We start from the raw sequence: 19,585 nt of genomic DNA on the forward strand, positions 1-19,585 counted from the left end.
GTCACCACACGCGTACCGAACCGCCCGGCGCGAAGGCGGGGCTGGTGGCGTCGGCGGGGACCTCCTTCAGCGGCTGAGCGATCTCCTCGACCGTGGGGCCGACGCGTGCCGCCACGGCGTCGAGCAGTTCCAGGTCGAAGCCGTACACCCGGGCCGCGTTCCCGCCCACCATCGCCGCGATCTCGTCGCGCGGCAGCCCCGCGTAGGCGATACGGAGACCCTCGCGGGAGTACGGGGCCGTGCCCTCGTCATGCGGGTAGTCGCTACCCCACATGATCTTGTCCAGGCCGATCCGGTCGCGCAGCGGCACCTCGTGCGGACGCATGAAGCTGGCGCCGACGAAGCAGTTGTCGCGCCAGACCTCGCTGGGCCCCTTGCCCATCGAGGCGGCCAGTCCGGTGCCGAACTTGGACTCGGCGGTGACGGCCCGGGATGCCGCGGAGACCAGCCGCCCGTGGTAGTAGTCCAGCATCTCCACCACCCCGGGGATCCAGCCCGAACCCTGTTCGGTGAGCACGAGGTTGAGCCCGGGATGGCGGCGGAAGGCGCCGCCGAAGATCAGATGCCACAGCGCCCGGTGCGAGAACCATGTGGTCTCCACCATGAACACGGCCCGCGCGGCAGGTTCGTCGCCGAGCGGCGGGGACGCCGAGCCACCGTGGTGGTTGACGGGTACGCCGAGTTCCGCGCAGACCGCCCACAGCGGGTCGTACACCGCCGAGTACAGCTCCGGGATGCCCGATCCCGGTGGAGTCCCCGGGAGCAGGACTCCACCGGTCAGGCCCGCGTCCCTGCTGCGGCGGACCTCGGCGACGGCCGCGGGCACGTCGTTCAGCAGGATCTGGGCGACGCCCGCCCGGCGCCCGGGGGCGAGGGAGCAGAAGTCGGCGAGCCAGCGGTTGTGGGCGCGCAGGCCGGCCCAGCGCTGCTCGTACTCCTCGCGCGTCGGCACCGGGGCCATCAGGGACGCGGAGGGGAAGAAGGGCGGGATGGTGTTGGGGTAGACGACTTCGGCGACGATGCCGTCGGTCTCGAGCTCGGCGAGCCTGCGCGCCGAGTTCCAGTTGCGGTCGGCGGTGTCGGCGAGCAGGTCCTCGTAGGGGTTGACGTATGCGGCCGCCCAGGCGTCGAAGTCGTCGTGGTGCCGCTTCTCCAGGTAGGGCTTGTAGTCCAGGAGATCGGCTCCGGCGTGGCAGTCGGCGGAGATGACCGTGTAGCGCTCGGTCATGGCGTCACCCCCAGTGCGGGGAAGTCCTCGCCGGTCAGCCAGTGGCGTCCCACCGCGCGCGACCGGGCCCAGGACGCCTCGACCGCGGCCTGGTCGGGTGACTGCCCCAACTCGGCCGGTGTGGGTCCGACGCGCCGGGCGATCGGTGCCAGCGCCGCCGTGTCGAAGCCGAACACCTCGGCCGCGGCGAGGCCCAGCATGCGGCGGGTCTCGGCGACGGGGATGTCGTGGAAGGTGTCCCGCAGCCAGGCCCTGGTACGGGGCCAGGTGCCCTCGGGGTGGGGGAAGTCGGAGCCCCAGAGGATGTTGTCGACGCCGATCTCGTAGCGCTGGGCGAGCTCGCGGCGTTTGGTGTTGGTGGCGCAGATGAAGACCTGCCGGTCGAGGTACTCGCTCGGCGGGCGCTTCATCTCGGCGAAGGGCGACAGTTTCTTGCCGCCGTGTGCGCCGAGGTAGAGCCGGTCCATGAACCAGAGCAGATTGGGCAGCCACCAGCAGCCGGACTCGGCCACACCGAACCTGAGGCCGGGATGACGCTCGAACGCCCCGGACCAGAGCAGGAACCACAGCGGCCGGGCGGGCCACCAGGTGACCTCGGAGACGTAGATGCCCAGGTGGTCGCCGTACTCATGGCGCGGTGCGGCGCCGGAGTGGGTGATCAGCGGCATGGCGGTCTCGGCCGCCGCGGCCCAGACGGGGTCGTAACGGCGGTCGTGGTAGGGGGCCTTGTCGACCCACATCGAGGGAATCATCAGCGCGCCGAGTCCGGACTCCTTGGCACGGTGGATCTCGGCGACGACCCGGTCCACCTCGCCGGTGACGGGCAGCAGGGCGACTCCGCAGTGCCGCTGCGGGTGCTCGGACACGAAGTCGGCCAGCCAGCGGTTGTGCGCCTGTGCCCCTGCCATGCCGAGCTCGGGATCCTGGTCACCGGAGAGCCCGAGCCCGACCCCGAAGGGTGCGGCGGTGCCGCTGTCGACGGCGTCCGCGTCGGGGAAGACCACCTCGGCGGCCACCCCGTCGCCGTCGAGCTCCTTGATGCGCTGCCCTGGGTCCCAGCCTCCCCGCAGGCCTTCCTCGTTGTCGCTGAACCACTTGTCGGCGAAGGCTTCGTTGCGTACGCCGAGCCGGGTCATCTCCTCGCGCCTGCGGTCGCGTCCGGCGAGGAACTCGTCGAAGTCATGGTGATGGCGGGCGTCGAGATAGGGGCGGTACCGCTCGGTGGGCAGCCCGGCATGGCAGTCGGAGGAGATGATCAGATACGGGTCTTCGGGTGCCGGTGCGTACGGGTCCGTCATGGCACGTCACTCCTGCGGTCGGTCGTCCAGCAGTGCGGTTTCGTGCGGTCGCGTGCGTTTTGCGTTCAGTCCAGGATGAAGCGCTCGAGATAGGCAGGGTTGGCGCGGTCGAGCATCGACTGGGCGCGGGCGCGGATCTGGCGATCGCTGTGCTCCCCGGGCGGGAGCATCCAGAAACGGTCCGCCCTGATGCCCTCCAGGACGTGCTCGGCGACCTCGTCGACCGGGGTGAACCGCACCTCGTGGCCGGCGTCCCGCATCGCCGCCTCCCACTGGGCCAGGCTGCGGTAGGGGGTGCGGCGGGGTCGCTGCTTGGCGTAGCGGTCGGGCCTGTTGCGGTGGGACTCCCACAGCCCGGTACGGAGCATATGGGGTCCCGGGAAGAGCACGGATGCTCCGATCAGGGCTTGCTCGGCACGCAGTTGTGCGTAGAGCGACTCGGTCATCGTCACGACCGCCGCCTTGGTGACGGCGTACACGGAGGCGGTGGGCAGTGGGGCGATACCGCCGTCGCCGGACGAGGTGTTGACGACATGGCCCGGCTCACCCGCCTCGATCATCCGGGGGACGAACGCCTGGATGCCGTGGAAGACGCCCCAGACGTTGACGGCGAAGGCCCATTGCCAGTCGTTGGGTTCGTGCTGCCACATGGGGCCTTCGGCACCGGAGCCGACACCGGCGTTGTTGCACAGCACATGGACGGCGCCGAAGGTCCCGTACACCTCGTCGGCGAAGGCGCACACCGAGTCCCGGTCCGAGACGTCGACCACGCGAGCGAGCACCTCCGCGCCGTCCGCGGCGAGCTCGCCGGCGGTCTTGTGCAGTGCCGCCTCCTCGACGTCGGCGAGGACGACCTTCAGTCCTTCGGCGGCGAAGCGGCGGACCATGGCGCGGCCGATCCCGCTCGCCGCGCCGGTGACGACGGCGACCTGCCCGGGCGCGGGCCTCACCGGTCACTCCCCTGCGGGGGTCCGTCGAGGATCTGCCGGGCGTCGTCGTAGCGCTGGTGGAGATAGGGCAGCAGAGCCTGGGCGCTGACCCGCTCGACCACACGGCCCTTCTGGTCACTGGTCTTCTCACCGATGGTGAGCTCCACCAGCTTCCGTACGGGCAGATCGGCGACCGGGTCGTACATGGACTCGCGCAGCACCACATCGCCGGTGAGACGTTCGAGCGTGCGGAACCTCTCGTTGCGCACGCAGTGCACGAGCACCGGGTCGGCGTCGAATCCCGATCCCGAACCATCCACCGAAGGAAGGCACTTGAAGTAGAAGTCGAGCTTCTCGGCGGGCTCGGGCAGCGGCAGCGGTCCGGACACCGCGCCCCGCACCTCGACGAAGGCGATCCCGTGCCGGGCGAGTGAGGCCCGTACGACCATGCCGTCGCGCTCGACGGACACCTCGCCCAGCTTCTTCGGCTCGCCGAACACCTCACGGCCGCCGATGAGGGCGCGTTCGGTGGTCATCGGCATGACCAGCGGATACCAGCCCTGCTGCTCGCCGTGCGCGGCCGCGACCGCGACGGAGCCCGCTCCGAGTGGATGCCCTGGCAGGTCGACCCGGCTGATGTTCACCCGCACCAGGGGCTGTTCGGTCGGTTTGAGCGGTGGCGGCAGCACGGCCGCGATCACATCCGGGTCGGTCTCCCACACGGCCACGACGCCCGTGGACCAGATCTCGGGGAGTGCCGCGGCGGCTGCGCGGGCTGCTGTGATCTCGGCCTCGGAACGCGCTCCGTACCGTACACGTGCCATGTCGTACCACCCTTCGTCGTGCGCCGAATGCATCGCAGGGGGACGGGTCCGTCTGGCTCTCTCGGCGAATCTGTAACAGAGTTACACCGTTGCCGATGAAGGGTAAAGAGCCTTGCACGTAACGGAATTGGGGGATCCATGCCACGTACTGCCCTGACCCGCGAAGAGGTGCTCGACACCGCGGCGGAGCTTGTCAGGCAGCACGGCCCCGACGCCCTCACCATGCGGGGCCTCGCGGCCAGGCTCGGCACCGCGGTCACCTCGATCTACTGGCATGTCGGCAACCGCGAGTCACTGCTGGACGCGCTTGTGGAGCGGACCGTGCGGGAGATGGGCGCGATCCGGCCCACCGGCCGTACCCCCGCCACCAGGATCGTGTCGGTGGCCCGGCAGCTGCGCCTGGAGCTGCTGGCCCGTCCGCATCTGATCGCCATGGTCCATGAACGGGGCCTGACCGAGCGGATGTTCCTGCCCGCGCAGCGCGCCCTGGTCCACGAGATGCACACGGCGGGGCTGCGGGGAGCGCGTGCGGCGGAGGCGGTTCGTGTCGTGCAGTTCCAGATAGTCGGCTTCGTCCTCGTCGAGCGCAACCAGGGACGCGCCCCCGCACAGTCGCCGGGGCAGGACGTGCTGTGGGACGCGGAAGCCGCCGAGGACGACCCGGGACTGGCCCGCGCGCTCGCCCGGCAGCCAAGGCCGGAGAAGCTGTTCACCACTTCGGTGCGGGCACTCGTGGACTCCCTGCTGGCGCAGGCCGGGAGATAGCCGTGCGGCTGCGGCCGGACTGTAGGGCCGGGGGCCCGTCGCGGCGCTCGGCCGTGCCGTCGCCCATGGGGCGCTCGACCGGTTTGTCAGTGGGGCCCCGTAAGCTCTGTGACCATGCTCGACGACCGTACGACCGCAGCAGCGTGGCCGGCCGCGTACCCGGAGGGGTACGCGGTCGTCGACGTGGAGACCACCGGACTCGCCCGCGACGACCGGATAGTCTCTGCTGCCGTCTACCGCCTCGACGCGCAGGGGAACGTGGAGGACCACTGGTACACACTGGTCAATCCCGAGCGGGATCCGGGGCCGGTATGGATCCACGGTCTGACGAGTGATCTGCTCGACGGAGCGCCTCTGTTCACCGATATCGCCCGGGAGTTCGCGCACCGGCTGGACGGCCGGGTCCTGGTCGCGCACAACGCCATCTTCGACTGGTCCATGATCGCCAGGGAGTACGCGCGGGCGGACCATGCCGTACCGGTGCGGCAGCGGCTCTGCACCATCGCGCTCTCCAAGGAGTTGGCGCTGCCGCTGCCCAACCACAAGCTGGAGTCGCTGGCCGCCCATTTCGGCGTGGTCCAGCAGCGCGCACACCACGCCCTGGACGATGCCCGGGTGCTGGCCGAGGCGTTCCGGCCCAGTCTGCACGCCGCGGCGGAGCGGGGGGTGCGGTTGCCGCTGCTGGAGTGCCGGCCGCTGACCGAGTGGTCCACCGCCGCGCCCGCGCCGCGCATCGGCCGGCAGGCGACAGGCTCCTCGTCGGCCGGCTTCTCGTCAGCAGGATCCTCGTACTGGCACAACAGCTGGCGACCCTCCCGCAGGCGCCCCGCCTGCCCCTACCCCAACCCAGGGCGCTACGAAGCGGACAAACCACTCAAGCAAGGCATGCGGGTGGCGTTCTCGGGTGATACCTCCATCGAGCGGGAGCTGCTCGAGGACCGCGCGATTGAGGCGGGACTGCACATCGCGACAAGCGTGTCACGGCTCACCAGCCTCCTGGTCACCAATGATCCGGACGCGGGGACGTCGAAGACCGTCAAGGCGAAGTCCTTCGGCACACCTGTCGTCGACGAGGCGGCGTTCACCCAACTGCTGCGGGATGTGAGCCCGGCAGGGAAGTGACGCGGAGGCTGTGCCCCGGCACGGGCACTGCGCCGGTCGGGTGCTGCCACGCCGACCCGCCCCCACGGATCTTGCTCTGGCCGCCCGCGCTCCGCAGCATGCGGCGCATGGCACGTTGCGAGGTCTGCGGAAACGACTACGGCATGTCCTTCGAGGTGCACGCGCAGGGCGCCGTGCACGTCTTCGACTGCTTCTCCTGCGCCATCCACCGGATGGCCCCCATCTGCGAGCACTGCAAGGTCCAGATCATCGGCCAGGGCGTCGAGGCCGAGGGCCACTGGTACTGCGGAGCGCACTGCGCCCGCGCCGAGGGGAGGGCGGGCATCGTCGACAGGGTCTGACGCTACGGGCACCGAGCCTCCTCGAGCACCCCTCCGTCCGAACACCCCATGGCCGAGTTGTACGGTCATGGGGTGTACCGCTTCCTGTTGTCCCGGCAGTGGGTGATCCTCACCCTCGTCAGCCTCGTCCTCATCCCCGTGATGGTCGAACTGGGCTTCTGGCAGCTGCACCGGCACCAGCACCGCGTCGCCCAGAACCAGCTGATCGCCGACAATCTCGCCGCCCGGCCGACACCGGTCACCGAGCTCACCTCTCCCGGTCACACTGTTCCGCGCGCCGACTACTGGCGGCAGGTCACGGCCACGGGCACCTTCGACACCGCGCACGAAGTCGCCGTACGCCGCCGCACCAACGCCGATGACCGCGTCGGGTTCCACGTGCTGACTCCGCTGGTCCTCGCGGACGGCCGCGCGGTGCTGGTGAACCGCGGCTGGGTGCCTGCGGCGGCCGACCAGGCGGCGTTCCCCGAGGTGCCGCCCGCGCCCAGGGGCCGGGTCACCGTCACCGGTCGACTGATGGCCGACCAGACGACCGGTGCCAGCGGCATCAGGGACCTGTCCGGGCTGCCGCCTCGTCAGATCATGCTGATCAACAGTGCGCAGCAGGCGAAGTCCCTGGGGCTGGCCCTGCTCGGCGGCTATATCGAGCAGACCGCGCCCGAGCCGCCGCGCGGCTCGCCCGAGCTGATTCCCGAGCCGGACCACGACTCCATCGGCGCCCATATGGCCTACGCAGTCCAGTGGTGGCTGTTCGCGGCCGGGGTGCCCGTCGGCTGGGTGATCCTCGTGCGCCGCGAGAAGCGCGATCGCGCGGCGGCATCGTCCGAGGAACCCGTGGCCGCTCCGGAGTCCGCAGCCGTCTGAGAGAGCCCGGGACCGGCCCTCGCCCGGGCCGCGGGGTGCAGGGCAGGATAAGCGCATGGATCTTGGACTGAAGGACCGTGTCTACATCGTCACCGGGGCGACCCGGGGTCTGGGCAACGCGTCGGCGCACGCACTGGCGGCGGAGGGCGCGCGGCTGATCGTCACAGGCCGGGAGCAGAAGGCCGCCCAGGCGGCGGCCGCCGAACTCGGGCCGGACGCACTCGGCATCGCGGCGGACAACGCCGATCCGGACGCGGCCGAACGGCTCATCACGGCCGCGCGCGAGCGTTTCGGGCGGGTCGACGGCGTACTGATCAGCGTGGGCGGACCGCCGCCCGGCTTCGTCGCCGACAACACGGACGAGCAGTGGCAGGCGGCGTTCGACGCGGTCTTCCTCGGCGCGGTGCGGCTGGCGCGGGCCGCCGCGGCCGCGCTGGGTCCTGGCGGGGTGATCGGCTTCGTGCTCTCCGCCTCGGTCCACGAGCCGTTCCCGGGCCTGACGATCTCCAACGGGCTGCGCCCGGGCCTGGCCGGTTTCGCCAAGTCCCTCGCCGACGAGCTGGGGCCGCGCGGGATTCGCGTCCTGGGCCTGCTTCCGGGGCGCATCGCCACGGACCGCATGCGCCAGCTCGACGAGCTCTCCGGCGACGCGGACGCCTCCCGGGCCGCGAACGAGCAGCGCATCCCCCTGCGGCGGTACGGCACCCCGGAGGAGTTCGGCCGCACGGCCGCGTTCCTCATGTCACCTGCGGCGTCCTACCTGACGGGCGTGATGCTCCCTGTGGACGGCGGCGCCCGCCACGGGTTCTAGCCACACGGCGAGGGAGTGGGCTCCGGGGCGCGCCCAGCACCGGTCGGGCCTCGTGGTCGCGGAGTGGGCAGGCCGCCGCTGTGCCGTGGCGGTGACCCCGGGTGTCCGTCTCCAGCACTGGAATCCGTCCGGGGACGGGGCTTGGGATTCCGGGCTTGCCGTGCACCGTGGAGGGCAAGCCCGGGCAATCCCGTCACACCTCCGGGAAGATGTCCCCCGCCCCCATCGCACTCTCCTGGTCACTCTGGTCCCGCAGCTTCCGGGACTTCTCTTCCAGCCGGCGGCGCTCCTCCGGGTCCGAGGCCCGTTCCGCGGCCTGCTTCAGTTCGTCCGCCTTCTGGCGCATCTGGCGTACACGACCACTTGCCTCGCCTGAAACGCTCATGATCACTCCTCATACGTCATCGGATGAGCGGGCACCTCTCAGCGAACCAGTGCCGCCGTGACCTCGCATCCGGAGGTCACACCACGCGCCTGGCGTGGTGCCGCTCCGCGCGGAGGCGGACCTCCGTCGGCAGCGCGGCAAGGGCCGCCGACGTGCGGGCGTGGTCCAGGGCCTCGGCCGAGAGACGGTGGAGGGTCTCGCCGGGGGACGCATAGGGCTCCAGGAGCAGACGGACGCGGGCCGTCGGCGCCGTACGGCGGCCGTGAAGGGCGATCTGGGCCCGGGCCACGCCGTCGAGCTGCTCCGCCTCGCCGACCAGTACGGACTCCAGGGCGCGGCCCCTGAGCAGCGCGCCCTCGCCGTCAGCGGTCTCGACCAGGATCTCGGCGAGACGCGAGCGGCGGAACTGTGCCAGCAACCACCACAGGCCCATCAGCAGCACCACCACGAGTGCCACGATCACCACCGGCCACCACCAGCTCTCGGCACGCCATCGCTGCCGGGCGCTCTGGGCGAGCAGCACGTCACCCGGCCCCGACCAGGGCCACCAGGACGGCACCGCGGCCCCGACAGCGGCGGCGAGTACCGCTCCCCCGGCGGCCAGCAGCACCAGACCGGCGAGCCCGAGCAGCACACGGTTGACGACGGGGAGCGCGGGAGCCATGGGGTCATCCCCTCTTGGGAGGCCGGCGGACCTGCACGGACAGCGCAGGGGGGTGCGCGAGGCCCAGTTCGCGGATGCCGGCGTCCAGCACGGCTTCCAGGTCGCTGCGCACCTCATCGAACTCACGGAAATGGGACACCGCCCGTACGCCGACCCAGGAGCGTCGCATCCGCACCCGTACGGACTGCACACCGGACACCTCCATCGCCCGGTCGCGCAGAACGAGCGCCGCCGCGTCCCGGTCGAGTCCCGCTCTCAGCGCGATGTCGGCCGCTGAGCGCCTCATCGGCAGCAGGCCCCGCAGTCCGGGGGTGACGGCGAGCACGATCAGGCACAGTCCGAGTGTCACGGCGACGCTCGCGCCCACGAGTACCCAGGTGTCGTCGAGGGGCCGCCGGTCGAGCTCGTCGGCGAGTGTCCGGCGCCATGCCACACCGGGCCGCTCGGCACGTACGGCGGCGACGTCGTACAGGAACAGCCCCGCACCGGCGGTCAGCAGGGCCGCGACCAGTACGGCCGGGATCCGCCGCTTGGACCAGAAGCGCGAAGCCTTCCCGGGTGCGGATTCGTTCGCGGGTGCGGGCTCGTTCGCCTGTTCGACCCCGGACTCAGTCGCGGGCTCGGTCATCTCAGTCTCCCCTGATCCGTCCGGCGGGTATGGACGGATTGCAGCCGCTCGACCTCCACGGCCACCTCGGACGCCTCCATCCCGGCCAGTGACGCCACCCGTTCGGCCACGCGCCGGCGCACCGCACCGCACTGGGCGCCGATGTCGGAGGGGTAGTCGAGTTCGAGGCTGATACGGATACGGGCGTGGTCGTGGTGCACGATGACCGTGGCATGCGGGGGTGAGCATCCTTCGGGCACACGCCCCAGGGCCTCACGCGCCGCCCGCGCCGCGATCTTCGCGACGACCCGGTCGGCGATCGTCGTCTCTCCGCGTGCGGCCGCCTCGATCCGCTGCGGCGGCATGGACGACAGGGGCGGGGGCGGGTCCACGGCCACCCCGGATCACCTGCGGTCGCCGTGCTCGCGGCCCCGGAAGAAGGCCCCCGGGTCGAGGCCGCCTTCCAGGAAGCGGCCGGCCACGAACCCGACCGCGCCGAGCGCGGCCACCAGGAGGAAGGCGCCGAAGCCGCCGAAGTATCCGGCGAAGCCGAGCGCCATGCCGGCCAGCAGGCCGACCACCGCCATGCTCATTCGTGAGCTCCTCTCGTGAGCTCCGCTACTGGATCCGCGGTTCCGGCTCTTCGTCTTCCTCGTCCGGGAGCTTCACATCGGTCACCGCGATGTTGACCTCCACGACTTCGAGACCGGTCATCCGCTCCACGGATGAGACGACGTTCCCACGGACGGCCCTGGCCACATCCGCGATCGACACCCCGTAGTCGACGACGATCTCCAGGTCGAGGGCGGTCTGCACCTCGCCGACCTCGGCCTTCACGCCGCGTGTGACACCGGAGCGTCCGCCCGCGCCGGGCACCCGGTCGCGCACGGCGCCGAGGGCGCGGGAGACCCCGCCGCCCAGCGCGTGGACTCCGATCACGTCCCGGGCAGCGAGTGCGGCGATCTTCTCGACCACTCCGTCGGCGATGGTGGTACGCCCCCGGGCGCCCGGATCACCAGCGGCCCGCCTGCTCGGCCCGGTGCCCCCCATGCCCTCCGACGGTTCCTTGCTGACATTGACGCCGGTGTCGGTCATCGCCGTACGTCCCTTTCCGGGAGGTGGTGAACTCCTGGCTCCGCTGCCCACACTAAGTGCGCTTGCCCTGTCACGCGCCGGGGACGCGGCAGGTGGGGGCAACAGCAGAGGTGATCACCACTTCCCGGACGGGAGGCAAGCGCGGAGCGCGCGAGCGCCCTGGGCCATGCGGGACCGATGTGGCCCGACGCGCGTGGGCTCAGTCGGCGAGACCCGCGAGGTCCCTCAGACGCCGGGCCTGGGCAGCCCGCTCGGCCTTGCGCTGCTCCTCGTAGGTGCGGTCCTGAGCACCACGCAGCAGCGCCTTGGTCTCGATCACGGCGTCACGCGGGGCAGCCAGCAGAGCCGCCGCAAGGTCACGCACGGAACCGTCGAGCTCCTCGGCGGGCACCACGAGATTGGCGAGACCGATCCGCTCTGCCTCATCGGCCTGGACGGAGCGTCCCGTGGCGCAGATCTCGAGCGCGCGGGCGTACCCGACCAGCGAGACGAGCGGATGCGTCCCGGCAAGATCCGGGACCAGGCCCAGGCTGGTCTCGCGCATGGCGAACTGGACGTCCGGCGCGACGATTCTCAGGTCGCAGCCCAGAGCGAGCTGGAAGCCCGCCCCGATCGCATGCCCCTGCACCGCCGCGATCGACACCAGGTCGTTGCGGCGCCACCAGGTGAATGCCTCCTGGTACTCGGCGATGACCGCGTCCAGCTCCTCGGCGGAGCCGCGGGCGAGGTCGAGGAACGACGGCTCGCCGTCGAAGCCCTCGGGCGTGAAGGCCTGGCGGTCGAGGCCCGCGGAGAAGGACTTGCCCTCTCCGCGGAGCACGACCACCCGCACACTGCCCGGCAGCATCCGCCCGGCCTCCGTCAACGCCCGCCAGAGAGCGGGGGACTGGGCGTTGCGCTTGGCCGGGTTGGTGAGGGTCACCGTGGCCACCGCGTCATCGACGGTGAGCCGTACGCCGTCCTTGTCGAGCACAGAGTCCAGCGAGTCGAGCGAAGTCATGGGGAGCCTCCGGTTCCGGTGCGGTCAGTGCAGCGAAGATTTAAGTTACTGCACAGTAACCAGTCAGTCGACCGTATCGATCGACCGAGTGGCCCACACCGGAACCGTCCGGTCACCCACGGACGCCGCCGACTCGACGGCTGTGCGCGGAATGTCAGGCCGTGGCGGCCTTCTTGCCCCGCGTAGCTCCGCCGCGTCCACGCAGCGTGACTCCGGACTCGCTGAGCATCCGGTGCACGAACCCGTAGGAGCGGCCAGTCTCTTCGGCCAGCGCCCGGATGCTCGCACCGGAGTCGTACTTCTTCTTCAGGTCTGCCGCGAGCTTGTCGCGCGCGGCGCCGGTCACCCGGCTGCCCTTCTTCAGAGTCTCGGCCACCCGTGCCTCCTCATGGGAAGTGCGCTCTGGACTTCTCATGATCACCCCTACCGGGCCTCATGGCCACCCATTCGACAAGGTCCGTGCCACAAGGTTTGGCCGCGGCGGGCTTCCGATCGCGACCGGAATAATGGATTCCGGTCCTGGCCGCCGAGAGGTTTCCGCGCGCCGCGCCAGGAAACTCCAGGTCAGAACAGGTGTGACCCCGACGGTGCGGTTCCGGGCCGCTGCGCGAGCACAGCGGCCCGCGGAACCTGCCGCCACGCCGGAGGATGAGACGTTCTCACCCAGATGAAGGACAAACGGTGGGCCGAATGATCCATACGGAGTGGATCAGAGCGCTCCGGACGGGACACCCGGGCACGGGACACGGGGCGTCAGGCGTCAGGCGTCAGGCGTCAGGCGTCAGGCGTCAGGCGTCAGGCGTCAGGCGAGGGTCACGAGATCCGCGTAGTCCGCGCCCCAGAGATCCTCGACACCGTCCGGGAGCAGGATGATCCGCTCCGGCTGCAGTGCCTCGACCGCGCCCTCGTCGTGCGTGACCAGGACGACCGCGCCCTTGTAGGTGCGCAGCGCGCCGAGGATCTCCTCGCGGCTGGCCGGGTCGAGGTTGTTGGTCGGCTCGTCCAGCAGCAGCACATTGGCCGCGGAGACCACCAGCGTGGCCAGCGCGAGCCGGGTCTTCTCACCGCCCGACAGAACCCCGGCCGGCTTCTCGACGTCGTCGCCGGAGAACAGGAACGACCCCAGCACCTTGCGGACCTCGACGAGATCGAGGTCGGGCGCCGCGGTCCGCATGTTCTCCAGGACGGTGCGGTCCGGGTCGAGGGTCTCGTGCTCCTGGGCGTAGTAGCCCAGCTTGAGGCCGTGGCCCTGGACGACCTCGCCGGTGTCGGCGTTCTCGACCCCGCCGAGCAGCCGTAGCAGGGTGGTCTTCCCTGCTCCGTTCAGACCGAGGATCACGACGCGGGACCCCTTGTCGATGGCGAGGTCCACATCTGTGAAGATCTCGAGCGAGCCGTAGGACTTGGACAGGCCCTCCGCCATCAGCGGGGTCTTGCCGCACGGCGCGGGCTCGGGGAACCGCAGCTTGGCGACCTTGTCGGCGGCCCGCACGTCCTCGAGGCCGGACAGCAGCCGCTCGGCGCGGCGCGCCATGTTCTGCGCGGCGACGGTCTTGGTGGCCTTGGCACGCATCTTGTCGGCCTGGGCGTTGAGCGCCGCCGCCTTCTTCTCCGCGTTCTGGCGCTCGCGCTTGCGGCGCTTCTCGTCCGCCTCGCGCTGCTGCTGGTAGAGCTTCCAGCCCATGTTGTAGACGTCGATGGTCGAGCGGTTGGCGTCGAGGTAGAAGACCTTGTTGACGACGGTCTCGACGAGGTCGACATCGTGGGAGATCACGATGAAGCCGCCGCGGTAGGTCTTCAGATAGTCACGCAGCCAGACGATCGAGTCGGCGTCGAGGTGGTTGGTCGGCTCGTCGAGCAGCAGGGTGTCGGCGTCCGAGAACAGAATCCGGGCCAGCTCGACACGGCGGCGCTGACCACCGGAGAGGGTGTGCAGCGGCTGGCCCAGCACGCGGTCGGGCAGGTTGAGCGCCGCGGCGATCGTGGCGGCCTCCGACTCGGCGGAGTAACCGCCCTTGGTCAGGAACTCCGTCTCCTGGCGCTCGTACTGCTTCAGCGCCTTCTCCTGGGTGGCGCCCGTGCCGGTGGCGATGCGCTGCTCGTTCTCGCGCATCTTGCGGAGCAGGACGTCGAGGCCACGCGCGGAGAGGATGCGGTCACGGGCCAGGACGTCGAGGTCGCCGGTGCGTGGGTCCTGCGGGAGGTAGCCGACCTCGCCCGAGCGGGCGATCTGTCCGGCGGCGGGGATGCCCTCACCCGCGAGGCACTTGGTGAGGGTGGTCTTGCCCGCTCCGTTGCGGCCGACAAGGCCGACGCGGTCGCCCCTGGCGATGCGGAAGGTGGCGGACTCGATGAGGACTCGGGCGCCGGCGCGCAGCTCGATGCCGGAAGCGGTGATCACGGAAAGACTCCAGGACGGGACGGACGGCGGAGGGACGACAGGGCGTGCGAAGGCTCGACGCCGTCTAATCCACGGGGAGAATTGCCATACGGAGCAGTCTACCGGCCTTGTGCAACCGGTTTCCTGTGGCGCTGCCCACCTCTGGCCGCCACGCAAAAGGGGCGGGCGGCACCCTGCTGCTCGATACTCGGGATCATGCAGTTCGACGACGACGCCGACCTGGACACCTCGGAGGTCCAGGATGTGCGGGGCAGCCGGTTGCCGGGGGGAAGGGCGACCGTCGGCGGTGGGATCGTCGGATTCATCGCACTGGTGCTCGGGCTGATCTTCGGGGTGGGACCCGACCAGCTCGGGCTCACGGACGGCGGCCAGGAGACCCGGCCGAGCGCCTCGACCGCGGCGCAGGTGGGCCAGACCTGCCGCAAGGGCGTGGACGCCAACACCCGCGACGACTGCCGGACCGTGGCCGTGGTCAACAGCGTGCAGGACTTCTGGCGCGCGGAGTACACCCGGCGCGGCGGACGGTACACGGATGCGCCGACGGTGATGTTCACCGATCGGGTCGGGACCGCGTGCGGATCGGCCACATCGGCGGTCGGGCCGTTCTACTGCCCCGCCGATCGCAAGGTCTATCTGGACCTCAGCTTCTTCGACGACCTGCGCACGAGGTTCGGGGCCTCCGGCGGGCCGTTCGCGCAGGCGTATGTCGTCGCCCATGAGTACGGCCACCACATCCAGAACCAGATGGGCACCCTGGCCCTGGCCCAGGACAACCGGGCGGGGGCGGGGAGCAACGCGGTCCGGGTGGAGTTGCAGGCGGACTGCTACGCGGGGGTGTGGGCGCACCACGCCACGACGACCCCGGACGAGAAGACCGGGAAGCCGCTGCTCACCCGGCTGACGGACGCGGACATCCGGGAAGGCCTCGACGCGGCGGCGGCCGTGGGCGACGACCGGATCCAGCAGGCGCTGCAAGGGCGGGTCACCCCGGAGACCTGGACGCACGGCTCCGCGGCGCAGCGTCAGGAGTGGTTCTACACCGGCTATCGCACGGGCGACATGGCCGCGTGCAACACCTTCCGCTGAGCCGCTCCCCCGGACTCCGCCCGGAGGAGCGCCGGGGTCCCGGGCATTGTCGGTGCCCCCTGCCAGACTGAGATCCGGATCACACCCCTGTGGGCGGGTGACGGAGGAGGGATCGAGATGGCGGAGGCACCGAGCATCTGTCCGACGCTGCTGTACACGGACGCCAAGGCCGCGATCAGGCAGCTCACCGAGGCCTTCGGCTTCACCGAGCACGCGGTGTACGAGGCCGGGAGCGGCAAGGTGGTGCACGCCGAACTGTCGTACGGGAACGGAATGGTGATGCTGGGCAGCAAGGGCACCGGCAGCGAGTTCGACAAGCTGATGGAGACCGGCGGCCCGATCGGTGTGTACGTCCAGGTCGACGACGTGGACGCACACCACCTCCGCGCGGTGGAGCACGGGGCGGACATCGTGCTGCCGCCCACCGACCAGGACTACGGCTCGCGGGACTACATGGCACGCGATCTGGAGGGCAACGTCTGGAGCTTCGGGACGTACCGGCCGGGTGCGAGCGCGGAATGACCCGGCCTGGCGTCCTCAGGCTCCTCCGGTGTGGACCTGGAAGGCCGCCCGGCGAAGTGCCTTGGACAGGGCGGGGTCGGGGTGGGCAGCGGCGAGTGCGACCAGGACCTGCACGGTGCGGGGGTGGCCGACCGCCCTGACCTCGTCCAGCAGGGCGGGGACGGTGCCCTGCACGGCAGCGTCGAGGTGACGGACCAGGAGGGTGGTCTCACCGTGGTCGGCGACGGCAGCCGCGGTGTCCACCCAGAGCCAGGTCGCCTCGTCGCGGGTGAGCACTTCTGCCGCGTCATCCGGATCCGCTCCCTCGTACTCGGCAAGCCAGAGCAGGGCGTACGGGCGCAGGGACGGCTCTTCGGCGGCGGCACGCACCCCGGCCTCGGCGGGGGCTCCGACGACGCGGAGTGCCTCGAAGGCGAGACCACGCAGCAGCGCGTCCTCGCCGCGGGCCGCGACGAGGAGCTCGGAGACGGCACTGGAGACGGTGCGCGCGGCCAGCCAGGCGCGGTACTCGTCCCGGGCGGGTCCCGGGCTGAGCCGGGCGCAGGCCCGGAGCAGGTCCTCGGCCGGGTGCTCGATGTGGCCGGCAGGGCTCTGGGCCGCGACGCAGATCTGCTCGAGCTTGACCCAGACCGCCCAGTTGCCGAGCGGGGTGAGGGTGGCCTGGCTCTGCCCGAGGGTGAGTGCGTCGACGGCGGCGAGGCCCTCCAGGGCCCAGTCCATCAGGGCGGGGAGCAGCGCGTCGGCGACGGCCCGGTCGACCGGGGAGACCGCGGCGGCCGGGGGTGCGGCGGGCTCCCGCTGCGAGGGGGCCATGGGCACTTCGCAGCGTTCGTCGCGCAGTTCCGCGACGCGCTGCTGGAGCAGGTCCAGCAGCGCTGACACCAGGACGGGGCCGGCGGAGAGCTGGAGGAGGGTGAGGATCTGCGGGACGGCCTCGACGACTTCGGCGACGGCTGCGGGTGCGACGTCGTCGGGTGCGGGGTGGACCAGCGACCATGCGTCGAACAGGGCGACCCAGCCCCGCAGCACGGCCGTGTCGTCCCGGTCCCAGGCGTTGAGCCGCCAGCCGGGGCGGGCGGTGCTGCCGTGGAGTTCGACGAGCCCGGCGAGACGTGCGCGGTCCCAGCTCGCGCTCGCCTGGTCCGGGGTCAGCTCCAGCGCCGTCGCGGCCTGTTCCCGTACGGCGTGGACGGCCGCGTCGGGTGCGGAGGCGGCCCAGCGGGCGATGCGCACGGCGTCGGCGAGGGCCTCGCGCGCCTGGCGGGCCAGTTCGGAGGCAGGCGGAGTGCCCTCGGGCGGGCGCGGGGCGGGACGCGTACGCCGGTTCGACACGGCACGCCGGGCCGTGGCGGTGGGACGGGGACGGACAAGACGGAGTCTGGAGTCGCGCACGTTACGGGACGTCACGGGGAGCAGTCTTCCCGCTGTCGGCCCGAAAGCCCAATTCGGAATGACGGATCTCGTCGCGGGGCCGCTCAGAGGGCGAGGGCTGGGCCTCCTTCGACCGGTCGCGGGGCCCTGACCCTGCTCGGACCGCTTGCTCAGACCAAGGGGGTGAGGAAGCGGCGGAGAGCCTCCTCGTAGCGTGCCGGGTCGGCGTTCCACATCGCCGAGTGCGGGGCCTCGGTGACGGTGTGGAGGCTGACCAGGTCGGGGCGGCGTGCAGCGAGTTCCCGGGAGGGCCCCCAGGGAGCGAGCCGGTCGTCGGGACCGTGGAAGATCAGTGTCGGCACGCCGAGGCTGCTCGGATCCGCGGCCTCGCGCAGGCGGTCACCGTGCAGTCCGGTGCGCCCCTGGGCGGCGCGCACCGCCAGCGGGAGCAGCAAGGACGGGGTGTGGCGGGCGGTGGCGAGGGCGCGCAGTGTGGCTTCCCAGTCGAGCACCGGGGAGTCCAGCACGAGCCCGGCGATCCGGTCCCGCGCGGCCGAGTTGGCTGCGGCATGCAGGGCCATCGCGGCTCCGACGGACCAGCCGTGCACGATCACGCGTTCGGCGCCGCCGCGGACCGCGTACCGGATGGCCGCGTCGAGATCGCGCCACTCGGAGTCGCCGAGATGGCAGAGGCCGTCGGGAGAGCGGGGTGCGCCGGGGTCGCCTCGGTAGGCGATCGCCAGTACCGGCACGCGCCGCCCGGCCAGGAACGGCATCAGGTTCAGGACGTGTTCGCGGGTGGCGCCCAGACCGTGCACGGCGATGATCCATGTGGCGCGGGGCCCGGGGACGAACCAGGCGGGCAGGGGCCCCAGTTCGCCGTGGACCTCCACGTCCTCGTGGTCGATCCCGAGGGCGCCGCTCGGCGTGCCGCTGTGCAGCCGAGGGGTGAAGCGGACCTTCGTGCCGATGTCGAGGCCGCCGTGGCCCACGCTCTCCAGCCGGCGGACGACGGTGTCAGCGGCGTGGGGGACGTCTTCGAGCACCGGGCCGACGACCGCGTGGACACCCTGGCCGGTGAGTCCGTACAGGCCGGGGCGGAGCGAGGCGAGGCTGCGGGTGAGGGTGATCCGGCCCGGCCCGGTCGCGTGCACGGTGAGCCGGGGCTCGCCGGGCAGGGGGCGTTCGGGCGTGGCCTTGAGTGCCGCGTCGCTCGCGTACCGGCCCGCGGCGAACGTGGCAGCTCCAAGACCGAGCAGGGTGGTGACGGCCGCTGCCGTCGCTTTAGCCGGGCGCACCGTTCCAGTGTGGTGAGGTCCTCGCCAGGCTGCCAGTGGGCGCGCCACCAAGAGTGACGCGCAGGGCGCGGGCTCAGCCGCCGGGCGCCGGTTCTCGTGCACGGCCGGGCATCGAACGGTTCAGCCCGGCTGGCCGTAGGTGCGGAGCTTCTCGCGCACCTCGTCGACCTGGTCCCGCGAGAGGAGGTTCGGCTCACGGCCGGGCACGGAGCTCGCGGTGAGCCAGACCCGGCACATCCACTCCAGCTGCGCGGTGCGGTCGTATGCCTGGTCGAGCGTGGCGCCGTAGGTGACGGTGCCGTGGTTCTGGAGCAGGCAGCCCGTGCGGTCCGCGAGGGCGTCGAGCATCCGGGCCGCGAGTTCCTCGGTGCCGTAGCGGGCGTACGGGGCGACACGGACGGGTCCGCCGAGGGCGGCCGCCATGTAGTGGATCAGCGGCAGCTCGGTGACCAGCGTCGACACGGCGGTGGCGTGCACCGCGTGGGTGTGCACGACGGCGGCGGCGTCCGTGGCGCGGTAGATCTCCAGATGCATCGGCAGTTCGCTGGTGGGGACCAGGTCACCCAGTACGCGGCGTCCGTCCGGAGCGACGCCGACGGCGTCCTGCGGCCCGAGCCGGTCGTAGGGCACCCCACTCGGCGTGACCAGGATCACATCCCCGCCCTCGGCGGGTACCCGTACGGAGACATTGCCCGAAGTGCCGACCACGAGTCCGTCCGCCACGGTCCTGCGGGCGGCGGCCACAAGGTCCCTCCATGCCCGTGCGATCGGCTCCTGCTGCCCGTCGTACCGCTCGTCCCGCTGCCGCCCACTCATGGGTTGATCATGTCAGGCACCCGGCCGCGGCAGCGCACTTCGGCCCGCGCAAGCACCTTCTCCGCCAAGCGGAATGGCCATACCCTTCTGGAGTCACTCATGAGCCGTGCTGAGTTCATCTTCCGTTCACTCAGCTTGCTTACGTTCGGCTGGCCACT

General features: G+C 71.3%; 23 protein-coding genes. 7 read left to right on the forward strand and 16 right to left on the reverse strand.

Annotated elements, in window-relative coordinates:
• Nucleotide 1 precedes the first annotated feature (1 nt).
• The 4 genes from ABZ532_RS00200 to ABZ532_RS00215 form a co-directional block, all read right to left on the reverse strand.
• Nucleotides 2-1,228: an amidohydrolase family protein gene (locus tag ABZ532_RS00200; RefSeq protein WP_361277906.1), complete on the reverse strand. Its 1,227-nt coding sequence runs from the start codon at nt 1,226-1,228 to the stop codon at nt 2-4.
• Nucleotides 1,225-2,526, reverse strand: coding sequence for an amidohydrolase family protein (locus ABZ532_RS00205; protein ID WP_361277908.1), 1,302 nt, complete (start codon nt 2,524-2,526; stop codon nt 1,225-1,227). The genes ABZ532_RS00200 and ABZ532_RS00205 overlap by 4 nt, the downstream gene beginning before the upstream one ends.
• A 65-nt stretch (nt 2,527-2,591) precedes the next feature.
• Entirely contained in the window at nt 2,592-3,476 is an 885-nt protein-coding gene (locus ABZ532_RS00210; RefSeq protein ID WP_361277910.1) for an SDR family NAD(P)-dependent oxidoreductase, read from the reverse strand.
• Complete coding sequence (locus ABZ532_RS00215; protein WP_361277912.1) at nt 3,473-4,279, reverse strand: acetoacetate decarboxylase family protein; 807 nt, start codon at nt 4,277-4,279, stop codon at nt 3,473-3,475. Before ABZ532_RS00215 ends, ABZ532_RS00210 begins: the two co-directional genes overlap by 4 nt.
• 138 nt (nt 4,280-4,417) lie before the next feature.
• On the opposite strand from ABZ532_RS00215, the gene ABZ532_RS00220 reads away from it, so the two are divergent.
• From ABZ532_RS00220 to ABZ532_RS00240, 5 genes are all read left to right on the forward strand, one after another.
• Entirely contained in the window at nt 4,418-5,044 is a 627-nt protein-coding gene (locus ABZ532_RS00220) for a TetR family transcriptional regulator (RefSeq protein WP_361277914.1), read from the forward strand.
• A gap of 108 nt (nt 5,045-5,152) precedes the next feature.
• Nucleotides 5,153-6,166 (forward strand): DEDDh family exonuclease, encoded by a 1,014-nt coding sequence (locus tag ABZ532_RS00225; protein ID WP_361277916.1) that lies wholly within the window; start codon nt 5,153-5,155, stop codon nt 6,164-6,166.
• Nucleotides 6,167-6,273: 107 nt separating this feature from the next.
• Nucleotides 6,274-6,507: a hypothetical protein gene (locus ABZ532_RS00230; protein ID WP_361277918.1), complete on the forward strand. Its 234-nt coding sequence runs from the start codon at nt 6,274-6,276 to the stop codon at nt 6,505-6,507.
• A 72-nt stretch (nt 6,508-6,579) separates the two neighbouring features.
• On the forward strand, nt 6,580-7,371 hold the full coding sequence (locus ABZ532_RS00235; RefSeq protein WP_361278616.1) for an SURF1 family protein: 792 nt from the start codon (nt 6,580-6,582) through the stop codon (nt 7,369-7,371).
• Between the two features lie 55 nt (nt 7,372-7,426).
• Nucleotides 7,427-8,182: an SDR family oxidoreductase gene (locus tag ABZ532_RS00240; protein ID WP_361277920.1), complete on the forward strand. Its 756-nt coding sequence runs from the start codon at nt 7,427-7,429 to the stop codon at nt 8,180-8,182.
• Nucleotides 8,183-8,375: 193 nt separating this feature from the next.
• Here ABZ532_RS00240 and ABZ532_RS00245 read toward each other — a convergent pair whose 3' ends face one another.
• From ABZ532_RS00245 to ABZ532_RS00285, 9 genes are all read right to left on the reverse strand, one after another.
• A complete protein-coding gene (locus tag ABZ532_RS00245; RefSeq protein WP_361277922.1) occupies nt 8,376-8,567 on the reverse strand; it encodes a DUF6381 family protein in 192 nt (63 codons plus the stop codon).
• A 76-nt stretch (nt 8,568-8,643) separates the two neighbouring features.
• On the reverse strand, nt 8,644-9,231 hold the full coding sequence (amaP, locus tag ABZ532_RS00250; protein WP_361277924.1) for an alkaline shock response membrane anchor protein AmaP: 588 nt from the start codon (nt 9,229-9,231) through the stop codon (nt 8,644-8,646).
• A gap of 4 nt (nt 9,232-9,235) precedes the next feature.
• Nucleotides 9,236-9,859, reverse strand: a complete 624-nt coding sequence (locus tag ABZ532_RS00255) for a DUF6286 domain-containing protein (RefSeq protein ID WP_361277926.1) — start codon at nt 9,857-9,859, stop codon at nt 9,236-9,238.
• On the reverse strand, nt 9,856-10,203 hold the full coding sequence (locus ABZ532_RS00260) for a hypothetical protein (protein ID WP_361278618.1): 348 nt from the start codon (nt 10,201-10,203) through the stop codon (nt 9,856-9,858). The genes ABZ532_RS00255 and ABZ532_RS00260 overlap by 4 nt, the downstream gene beginning before the upstream one ends.
• 39 nt (nt 10,204-10,242) lie before the next feature.
• Nucleotides 10,243-10,431: a hypothetical protein gene (locus ABZ532_RS00265; RefSeq protein WP_361277928.1), complete on the reverse strand. Its 189-nt coding sequence runs from the start codon at nt 10,429-10,431 to the stop codon at nt 10,243-10,245.
• A gap of 25 nt (nt 10,432-10,456) precedes the next feature.
• Nucleotides 10,457-10,888: an Asp23/Gls24 family envelope stress response protein gene (locus ABZ532_RS00270; RefSeq protein ID WP_361278621.1), complete on the reverse strand. Its 432-nt coding sequence runs from the start codon at nt 10,886-10,888 to the stop codon at nt 10,457-10,459.
• 244 nt (nt 10,889-11,132) lie between these two features.
• Nucleotides 11,133-11,933: an enoyl-CoA hydratase/isomerase family protein gene (locus ABZ532_RS00275; protein ID WP_361277930.1), complete on the reverse strand. Its 801-nt coding sequence runs from the start codon at nt 11,931-11,933 to the stop codon at nt 11,133-11,135.
• A gap of 154 nt (nt 11,934-12,087) precedes the next feature.
• Nucleotides 12,088-12,309: a helix-turn-helix domain-containing protein gene (locus tag ABZ532_RS00280; RefSeq protein ID WP_018518904.1), complete on the reverse strand. Its 222-nt coding sequence runs from the start codon at nt 12,307-12,309 to the stop codon at nt 12,088-12,090.
• A 426-nt stretch (nt 12,310-12,735) separates the two neighbouring features.
• Nucleotides 12,736-14,334 (reverse strand): ABC-F family ATP-binding cassette domain-containing protein, encoded by a 1,599-nt coding sequence (locus tag ABZ532_RS00285; protein ID WP_361277932.1) that lies wholly within the window; start codon nt 14,332-14,334, stop codon nt 12,736-12,738.
• A gap of 195 nt (nt 14,335-14,529) precedes the next feature.
• On the opposite strand from ABZ532_RS00285, the gene ABZ532_RS00290 reads away from it, so the two are divergent.
• Nucleotides 14,530-15,420: a neutral zinc metallopeptidase gene (locus ABZ532_RS00290; RefSeq protein WP_361277934.1), complete on the forward strand. Its 891-nt coding sequence runs from the start codon at nt 14,530-14,532 to the stop codon at nt 15,418-15,420.
• Nucleotides 15,421-15,537: 117 nt separating this feature from the next.
• Nucleotides 15,538-15,942: a VOC family protein gene (locus ABZ532_RS00295; protein WP_361277936.1), complete on the forward strand. Its 405-nt coding sequence runs from the start codon at nt 15,538-15,540 to the stop codon at nt 15,940-15,942.
• Between the two features lie 15 nt (nt 15,943-15,957).
• On the opposite strand, the gene ABZ532_RS00300 is transcribed toward ABZ532_RS00295, so the two are convergent.
• The 3 genes from ABZ532_RS00300 to ABZ532_RS00310 all read right to left on the reverse strand — a co-directional run bounded on the left by ABZ532_RS00300 (nt 15,958) and on the right by ABZ532_RS00310 (nt 19,427).
• On the reverse strand, nt 15,958-17,349 hold the full coding sequence (locus ABZ532_RS00300; protein ID WP_361277938.1) for a hypothetical protein: 1,392 nt from the start codon (nt 17,347-17,349) through the stop codon (nt 15,958-15,960).
• 134 nt (nt 17,350-17,483) lie between these two features.
• Nucleotides 17,484-18,611 (reverse strand): alpha/beta fold hydrolase, encoded by a 1,128-nt coding sequence (locus ABZ532_RS00305; RefSeq protein ID WP_361277940.1) that lies wholly within the window; start codon nt 18,609-18,611, stop codon nt 17,484-17,486.
• Between the two features lie 120 nt (nt 18,612-18,731).
• Complete coding sequence (locus tag ABZ532_RS00310) at nt 18,732-19,427, reverse strand: class II aldolase/adducin family protein (RefSeq protein ID WP_361277942.1); 696 nt, start codon at nt 19,425-19,427, stop codon at nt 18,732-18,734.
• Nucleotides 19,428-19,585: the final 158 nt, after the last annotated feature.

Source organism: Streptomyces sp. NPDC019396 (assembly GCF_040632375.1).
GTDB lineage: Bacteria > Actinomycetota > Actinomycetes > Streptomycetales > Streptomycetaceae > Streptomyces.